Source organism: Mesorhizobium sp. M7A.F.Ca.CA.002.15.2.1 (genome assembly GCF_003998715.1).
Taxonomy (GTDB): domain Bacteria; phylum Pseudomonadota; class Alphaproteobacteria; order Rhizobiales; family Rhizobiaceae; genus Mesorhizobium; species Mesorhizobium ciceri.
The window spans coordinates 1-2139 of sequence record NZ_RZPI01000836.1; the positions used below are offsets into that span (position 1 = coordinate 1).

At 62.6% G+C, this 2139-nt stretch carries 2 protein-coding genes; one reads left to right on the top strand and one right to left on the bottom strand.

The genetic code is table 11. From position 1 onward, the window contains the following. A partial coding sequence (locus ENZ74_RS30015) for a carbohydrate kinase family protein (protein ID WP_206522360.1) occupies positions 1-613 on the bottom strand: 613 nt, incomplete at its 3' end. 280 nt (positions 614-893) lie between these two features. On the opposite strand from ENZ74_RS30015, the gene recA reads away from it, so the two are divergent. Further along, positions 894-1991: a recombinase RecA gene (gene recA / locus ENZ74_RS30020; RefSeq protein WP_013532151.1), complete on the top strand. Its 1098-nt coding sequence runs from the start codon at positions 894-896 to the stop codon at positions 1989-1991. Positions 1992-2139: the final 148 nt, after the last annotated feature.

Genomic DNA, 2139 nt, shown 5'->3' on the forward strand with positions numbered 1-2139 from the left:
GCTCCGTGGCATTCGCGGCGACGCCGGCCAGCGCCATGGCCTCGCGCCGGTTCATGAAGACCAGCGAAAGCTCCTTCAGCACCGGTAGCAACCGCACCACCTTGGCCGGCGAAATGGCAATCGCGAAAACCGGCTTGCCCGCAGCGAGCGCGACCAGCCGTTCCAGCGCCGAAGAGGGCAGATTGGCGTCGCACAGGATCGCGTCGGCGGCGGCGATCACCTCCCGCACCTTGGAGCGCCTGATCTGCTTGGGAAACGCCAGGTCGTAGAGCGCCATGTCGGCAAAGCCGACGATCAACTCGCCCTCGCTGTCGATCAGTGCCGTGTAGCTCGGCGTCGTGCGGTCGAGGAAGACCGCCGACAGGTCGGTAATGCCTGCCCCGGCAATGGCTCGCGAAACGGTGTCGGCAGCGGGATCGCCGCCGCGAACCGACATCAGCGACGCGGAGACGCCGCGCCGCACGGCACTGCGCAAGGCGTTGAAGACGCCGCCGCCGACATCCTCGCGCATTGTGCCCGGATTGGAGGCGGCGGGCACGTAGGCGCCGGACACCTGGCCGCGCCGGTCGATATGGGCGCCGCCTACGGCCAGTATTTTCGCGGATTTCAGCATGCCGGCGATATGACCTTTGTTATTCCAGCCGCACAAGCGCTAGGCTGTGCGACCGAGCTTCGCATGCAAGGCGGCGATTCGGCAGGTCGAAACAACCGAGCCGTCTGGCCCAACGTGCGGTGCATTCCTGATCGAATCCTTGGACAAAAAAAGAACAAATCCGGATATTGCTTGTTTTTCAGATATTTGATCCCTCTTGCCAAATGAGAACAAAAAAGGTACAAATAGGCAGGGATTACGGATTGTCCGGCCTTCATTGACGACCAAGGGGTGATGTATCATGGCTCAGAATTCTTTGCGGCTGGTAGAGGACAAGGCAGTGGACAAATCAAAGGCTCTGGATGCGGCGCTGTCGCAGATCGAGCGGGCTTTCGGCAAGGGCTCGATCATGCGGCTCGGCGCCAACGAGCAGGTCGTCGAGATCGAAACGGTGCCGACCGGCTCGCTTGGCCTCGACATCGCGCTTGGCGTCGGTGGCCTGCCGCGCGGCCGCATCATCGAGATCTACGGGCCGGAAAGCTCGGGCAAGACGACGCTGGCCCTGCACACCGTGGCCGAAGCCCAGAAGAAGGGCGGCATCTGCGCTTTCGTCGATGCCGAGCACGCGCTTGACCCGGTCTATGCCCGCAAGCTTGGCGTCGATCTCGAAAACCTGCTGATTTCGCAGCCCGACACCGGTGAGCAGGCGCTGGAAATCTGCGACACGCTGGTGCGCTCCGGCGCCATCGACGTGCTGGTGGTCGATTCGGTCGCGGCGCTGACGCCACGTGCCGAAATCGAAGGCGAGATGGGTGATTCGCTGCCCGGCCTGCAGGCCCGCCTGATGAGCCAGGCGCTGCGCAAGCTGACCGCCTCGATCTCGCGCTCCAACACCATGGTCATCTTCATCAACCAGATCCGCATGAAGATCGGCGTCATGTTCGGTTCGCCCGAGACGACGACCGGCGGCAACGCGCTGAAATTCTACGCATCGGTGCGCCTCGACATCCGCCGCATCGGCTCGGTCAAGGACCGCGACGAAGTCGTCGGCAACCAGACCCGCGTCAAGGTGGTCAAGAACAAGCTGGCGCCGCCCTTCAAGGTGGTCGAGTTCGACATCATGTATGGTGAAGGCGTGTCCAAGACCGGCGAACTGGTCGATCTCGGCGTCAAGGCCGGCGTGGTCGAGAAGTCGGGCGCCTGGTTCTCCTACAATTCGCAGCGTCTCGGCCAAGGCCGCGAGAATGCCAAACTGTTCCTGCGCGACAATCCCGACACCGCACGCGAGATCGAGCTGGCGCTCCGACAGAATGCCGGGCTGATCGCCGAAAAGTTCCTTGAGAATGGCGGCTCCGAAGGTGGCGACGACGGGTTCGAGGAGGAATCCGGCGCGATGTGACAACTCGCGAGGTCGGCCGGAGTTCGGCCATAATCGCATTCTATTATCTCGGGCTTAAGTAATCGAGTTCCGCGTTAATGCGTTTTGAAACCGCCGGCCCAGTGCCGGCGGTTTTTCGTTTCTGGGGGGAAAACAGGGCCGGTCGCAC

Coding starts and splice junctions, on each gene's coding strand:
- recA (WP_013532151.1), top strand. CDS start 894: ATGGCTCAGAATTCTTTGCGGCTGGTAGAGGACAAGGCAGTGGACAAA.